5 protein-coding genes and 1 pseudogene are annotated in these 5,678 nt (G+C 57.4%); 4 read left to right on the forward strand and 2 right to left on the reverse strand.

The window, feature by feature from the left end; all coding sequences use genetic code 11:
• The 3 genes and pseudogenes from AC1DH9_RS20425 to AC1DH9_RS20435 all read left to right on the forward strand — a co-directional run.
• Positions 1-454 (forward strand): annotated as a pseudogene (locus tag AC1DH9_RS20425) (M18 family aminopeptidase); the annotation flags it as partial.
• Positions 455-593: 139 nt separating this feature from the next.
• Positions 594-770 carry a hypothetical protein gene (locus tag AC1DH9_RS20430; RefSeq protein WP_173860023.1) on the forward strand — a complete coding sequence of 59 codons (177 nt, stop codon included), beginning with the start codon at positions 594-596 and terminating at the stop codon, positions 768-770.
• 78 nt (positions 771-848) lie between these two features.
• Positions 849-3,008, forward strand: a complete 2,160-nt coding sequence (locus tag AC1DH9_RS20435) for a mechanosensitive ion channel family protein (RefSeq protein ID WP_477808675.1) — start codon at positions 849-851, stop codon at positions 3,006-3,008.
• Between the two features lie 103 nt (positions 3,009-3,111).
• Here the strand turns inward: AC1DH9_RS20435 and AC1DH9_RS20440 are convergent, their stop codons facing one another.
• Together AC1DH9_RS20440 and phnR are read right to left on the reverse strand one after the other, a co-directional pair.
• The gene (locus tag AC1DH9_RS20440; protein WP_427541557.1) at positions 3,112-3,654 is read right to left on the reverse strand and encodes a hypothetical protein; all 543 of its coding nucleotides are present in this window, start codon (positions 3,652-3,654) and stop codon (positions 3,112-3,114) included.
• 180 nt (positions 3,655-3,834) lie between these two features.
• Positions 3,835-4,548 carry a phosphonate utilization transcriptional regulator PhnR gene (gene phnR / locus AC1DH9_RS20445; protein ID WP_427530436.1) on the reverse strand — a complete coding sequence of 238 codons (714 nt, stop codon included), beginning with the start codon at positions 4,546-4,548 and terminating at the stop codon, positions 3,835-3,837.
• Positions 4,549-4,897: 349 nt separating this feature from the next.
• On the opposite strand from phnR, the gene AC1DH9_RS20450 reads away from it, so the two are divergent.
• Positions 4,898-5,678 (forward strand): ABC transporter substrate-binding protein (locus tag AC1DH9_RS20450; protein WP_477808676.1); only part of this gene is annotated, 781 nt, incomplete at its 3' end.

Here is a 5,678-nt window from a genome sequence, read left to right on the forward strand (position 1 = left end):
GCTCGAACAAACCCTGCGCCGCTTGCTGCCTGAGGGCGACGAGTTCGTCCGCACCATTCAGAAATCGCTGTTGGTCTCGGCCGACAACGCCCACGGCGTACACCCCAACTACGCCGACAAGCACGACGCCAACCACGGCCCTAAACTCAATGCCGGTCCGGTGATCAAGGTCAACAGCAACCAGCGCTACGCAACCAATAGCGAAACTGCAGGGTTCTTCCGTCATCTGTGCATGGCCGAAGAAGTTCCGGTGCAAAGCTTCGTGGTGCGCAGCGACATGGGCTGTGGCTCGACCATCGGCCCGATCACCGCCAGTCATTTGGGCGTGCGCACCGTGGACATCGGCCTGCCGACGTTTGCCATGCACTCGATCCGCGAACTGTGCGGCAGCCATGACCTGGCGCACCTGGTCAAAGTGCTGAGCGCTTTCTACGCCTGTCGCGAGTTGCCGTAACGCAATCCCTGTGGCGAGGGAGCTTGCTCCCTCGCCACTGTAGTTACGGGATGCTGCCGAACCATTTCTGATTCGCATCAACCCACTTCGCACAAAAGCCACCTAGACTTACATCACCGTCCCCGACAAGGCTGTCGTCATGATCTCGATGTCTGTGTTCAACTCCATGCTCATTCCGATTCTCTCGGGAATGATCCTGCTGGCCATTGGCTTCAACTTTCGTGACAAGAACGCCGGGGTGCTCTCGATGTGGATCGGCATGCTGCTGATCCTCGCCACCGTAATTTACAAAATCCTCGCCAAGCTGAACGAATAAAAGCACTGACTGCGCTCGCATTGGTTTTGCCCCGCTCGTACACTCGGTCGACCTGTACCCGTTGAGGTTGACCGCCTAGTGTTCGCTCGTCTTTTTGCCCTGCCGTCTGCGCTGTTCATCTGCCTGTTGATGCTGCTTCCCGTGGTGCCTGCTCAGGCTGTCGGCCTGCCGAGCCTGCTCAAYGGCTCACCCAAAGCCCAACCGGAAGCGACCGCACCGCTGGGGCAATCGCTGGACGAAGTGATCAAATCACTGGAAAACGATCAGCAACGAGCCAGGTTGCTGGCCGACCTGAAGAAACTGCGCGACGTCAGCAAAAAAGCCCAGACACCGACCGAAGATGGCGTACTCGGCTTGATCGGCGGCACCCTGGCCAACCTCGAAAAACAGTTTTCCGGCGCCGACAGCCCGCTCACTCGCTGGTCCGATGAGTTCGAACTGGCCAAGGACGAACTGAGCGCACTGATGCTGCCAGCCAGTGAATGGCTGCCGATGCTCTTTGCCTTCGCTCTGATCCTGATGCTCTGGAGCCTGCTCGCCGCTGCGCTGATCTGGCTCGGTCATCGCGTTCGAACGCGCTTCGGCCTGACCGAAGAACTGCCGCAACACCCCAAGACCTGGGACATGCTGCGCTTTGCCCTGCGTAAACTCGGCCCCTGGCTGATCGCGCTGCTGATTACCGTCTACATGAGCTATGCCTTGCCCTCATCGCTGGGTAAATACCTGGCCATGGTGCTGGCTTATGCACTGGTGGTCGGTACCTGCTTCTCGGCGATCTGCGTGATCGCGTTCTCCGTACTCGACGGCCCGCACCGTCATCGTGCCCTGTACATCCTGCGGCACCAGGCCTTTCGCCCACTGTGGCTGATCGGCAGTTTTGCGGCCTTCGGCGAAGCCTTGAACGACCCACGGCTGGTGACCAGCCTCGGCATTCACCTGGCCCACATCACCGCGACCATCGCCAATGTGCTGGCARCGATTTTCACCGGCCTGTTCATTCTGCGATTCCGTCGGCCCATTGCCCACCTGATCCGCAACCAGCCGCTGTCGCGGCGACTGACCCGCCGTGCGCTGAGCGACACGATCGAGATTCTTGGGACCTTCTGGTTCTTGCCTGCGCTGGTGCTGGTGGGGATCTCGCTGTTCGCCACCTTCGTCTCTGCCGGCGACACCAGCACCGCGCTGCGCCAATCACTGATCTGCACCGTGCTGCTGGTGTTGTGCATGGTCATCAACGGCCTCGTCCGCCGCCACGCGCTCAAGMCACAACGCGGGGCAAAGCGTCACGCGCTGTATTCGGAGCGCCTGAAGAACTTCTTCTATACCCTCGCGCATCTGGCGGTGTGGCTAGTGTTCATCGAACTCGGCTTGCGGGTCTGGGGCATGTCGCTGATCCGCTTCACCGAAGGTGAAGGCCATGAAGTCAGCGTCAAACTGTTCAGCCTGGGCGGTACGCTGATTTTCGCGTGGCTGATCTGGATCCTCAGCGACACCGCCGTGCACCACGCCCTCACCCGCTCGCGCAAAGGCCAGGCCAATGCACGGGCGCAAACCATGATGCCGCTGATTCGCAACATACTGTTCGTGGCGATCTTCATCATCGGGATGATCGTCGCACTGGCCAACATGGGCATGAACGTCACACCGCTGCTGGCAGGTGCCGGCGTAATCGGCCTGGCCATCGGTTTTGGCGCGCAGTCGCTGGTTGCCGACCTGATCACCGGGCTGTTCATCATCATCGAAGACTCGCTGGCCATCGACGACTACGTGGACGTCGGCGGCCACCTGGGCACCGTCGAAGGCCTGACTATCCGCACCGTGAGGCTTCGGGATATCGACGGCATCGTGCACACCATCCCGTTCAGTGAAATCAAAAGCATCAAGAACTACTCACGGGAATTCGGCTACGCGATCTTCCGCGTGGCAGTGCCGTACAACATGGAAATCGATGACGCGATCAAACTGATGCGCGACGTCGGCCAGAAGATGCGCACCGACCCGATACAACGTCGCAACATCTGGTCGCCACTGGAGATCCAGGGCGTTGAGAGTTTCGAGTCCGGCAGCGCGATTCTGCGCGCACGGTTCAAGACCGCGCCGATCAAACAGTGGGAAGTGTCGCGCGCGTTCAACCTGTCGCTCAAACGCCATCTGGATGAAGCCGGGCTGGATCTGGCAACGCCGAGGATGAGTATTCAGGTGGTGACGGCAGCGGGTGGTGGATTGGAGAAGGAATAGCCGACAAATGCAGCTCGGGTTCCTCCCGAGCTGCATTCACTTCAAAATGCTTGATATCAGTCGAGCAGATGGCGACGAAAAACCCGACAACCTGCGTTTACGATTATTTGATATTCAATACGATAGGCACCGGCTTATGTGCAAAGGGCTTATCGGCGGGGTGTTTCTTCCACGAACCGTCTCCCGTTGGCACCAGATAATAAGCATCACCATGTCTATCTATACCCTCGACTTTGCGTCCGGCGATCAAGAAATTGTAGAGTGTATCCCGATCATCAAAAGCCTCGTCTCCACCAAACTGCAGAACAGCTGCGGAATAGGACGCATACATTTTAATCACCACCTCGCCTTGAGGACGGTTGTTCTGTAGAGGCCTATCATTGGCATCCAACAGGGTGAACGGTTCGGCACGCCCCCCAATACACAGGTAGCCTTCTTTATCCAGGGCAACATATTTTTTATCTGCGATATCCCCAGCAGAGATGCTGTATTTACCTTCACCACCATAAAAATAAAACAGGGTCGGTTCAACATGAGACCGCTGAGTTCCAATTTCACTTGAACGAATGACTGAAACCGGCCTCCCAAAAATACTCATGGTACCCCGGAGGTTTTCATTGCGATCATCGTGCCCGTATCCAAACATACCAATATCCTTATATAAGTAAACATCCAAAAGCCGCAACACAAGAGCGACTCAGGACCACCTTACATAAAATCGGCACACCCACACAGAACAACTAACAAACTTATAATTTCAGAATATTTAGTTAATACCCATGACGTTTCACCAGCGTGACCCACCGCACCTTATTAAAAGCAGAGTTCAGGCAACATCCACCCCGACATGAATCGCATCATGCCGCCAGAACTCCAGATCACAATCGATCAACCGCCCATGCTGATCATAATTGACCCGCGCAATCCGCAACCCCGGACTGCCCACGGACACCCGAAGTGCGGCCGCCGCATCCACCGACAACGCCGTCGGCACAATTTCGAAGCGCACCCGCCCATAGTGCAAATCGTAATGCCGCGCATACAACTCGGTAATCGACTGATTGAGATCAAACGCCAGAATCCCCGGAAAAAACTGCGGATTCAAATAGTGCTCGACATACAAAACCAACCGCCCATCGATACGCCGCGAACGGCAGATCTGAATCACACTCGACAACGCCGGCAGCTGCAACCAGGCACACACTGCCGCTGACGCCGGTTGCAACCGCGCCGAAATCACCTCGGTCGAGGGCACCCGCCCCTGCGCACTGACCATCGCGTGAAAGTGGCTGCGTTGCATCAGGTTGTACGCCAGACGCGGTGGCGAGACAAACCAGCCGCGCCGCTCCTCGCGATAAATCTGCCCCTGCGCTTCCAGTTGCAACAACGCCTCACGCACGGTGATCCGCGTAGTTCCGAACAACTCACTGAGTTTGCGCTCGGCCGGCAGCTTGCTCGCGGGCGCCAGCAGACCGTGGTCGATCTGCTCCTGGAGCACCTGACCGATGGCTGTCACCGCTTTCGTTGCCTCTTCACGCATCACCGTTACCTATCTGGACTAGACCAGCACTGTTTCGGGGCAGGACTGCGCCAAAAAACGCGTCCTGAAACGTATTGCAAGCCTAGGCAATACATATGACTGATCAATGACAAAGCCGCCGAACGGCTGATCCAGACCTGTGCAAATAAGCGGCCAAGTCCTTGCAAACCGGCCTTCTGGCCATGGTCTACGCTTACTTCGCAGCCACCACTACCGAGCGAAAAGAATGCGAGCGCGCCTGATACCGACATCAAAGTGTCATCCCGCTCACCTAAATTGGCTCAGGTATTGCTGACCTAGACCAACAAACCGCAAAACGCAGCGTTGAATACGCCCAAAGGAGCTTCGGATGAAACAGCTTTTCCTGGCATCACTGTTAGGCTCGACCATCGCCATGTGCACCGCAGCCATGGCGGCTGACACCGATTTAAAAGCCTTGGAGACCGCTGCAAAAGCGGAAGGCGCCGTCAACAGCGTCGGTATGCCCGATGACTGGGCCAACTGGAAAGGCACCTGGGAAGACCTCTCCAAAAAGTACGGCCTCAAGCACATCGACACTGACATGAGCTCGGCTCAGGAAATCGCCAAGTTCGCTGCCGAAAAAGACAACGCCAGTGCTGACATCGGCGACGTCGGCGCGGCCTTCGGCCCGATTGCGGTCAAGCAGGGCGTGGTTCAACCGTACAAGCCAAGCACCTGGGCGCACGTTCCGGACTGGGCCAAGGACAAGGACGGTAACTGGGCACTGGCCTACACCGGCACCATCGCGTTCATCGTCAACAAGAAGCTGCTGCACGGTTCCGAAGCCCCGACAAAGTGGGCTGACCTGAAGACCGGTAAATACAAGGTCTCCATCGGTGACGTGAGCACCGCTGCGCAAGCCGCCAACGGTGTGTTGGCCGCCGCCATCGCCAACGGTGGTGATGAAAAGAACATTCAACCCGCACTGCTGATGTTCGCCGAAATCGCCAAGCAAGGTCGCCTGTCGCTGGCCAACCCGACGATTTCCACCATGGAAAAGGGTGAAGTCGAAGTCGGCGTGGTCTGGGACTTCAACGGCCTGAGCTATAAAGCCAAGATGGTCAACCCGGATGACTACGTCGTGCTGATCCCGTCCGATGGTTCGGTGA

The organism is Pseudomonas sp. 05T35 (assembly GCF_056396605.1).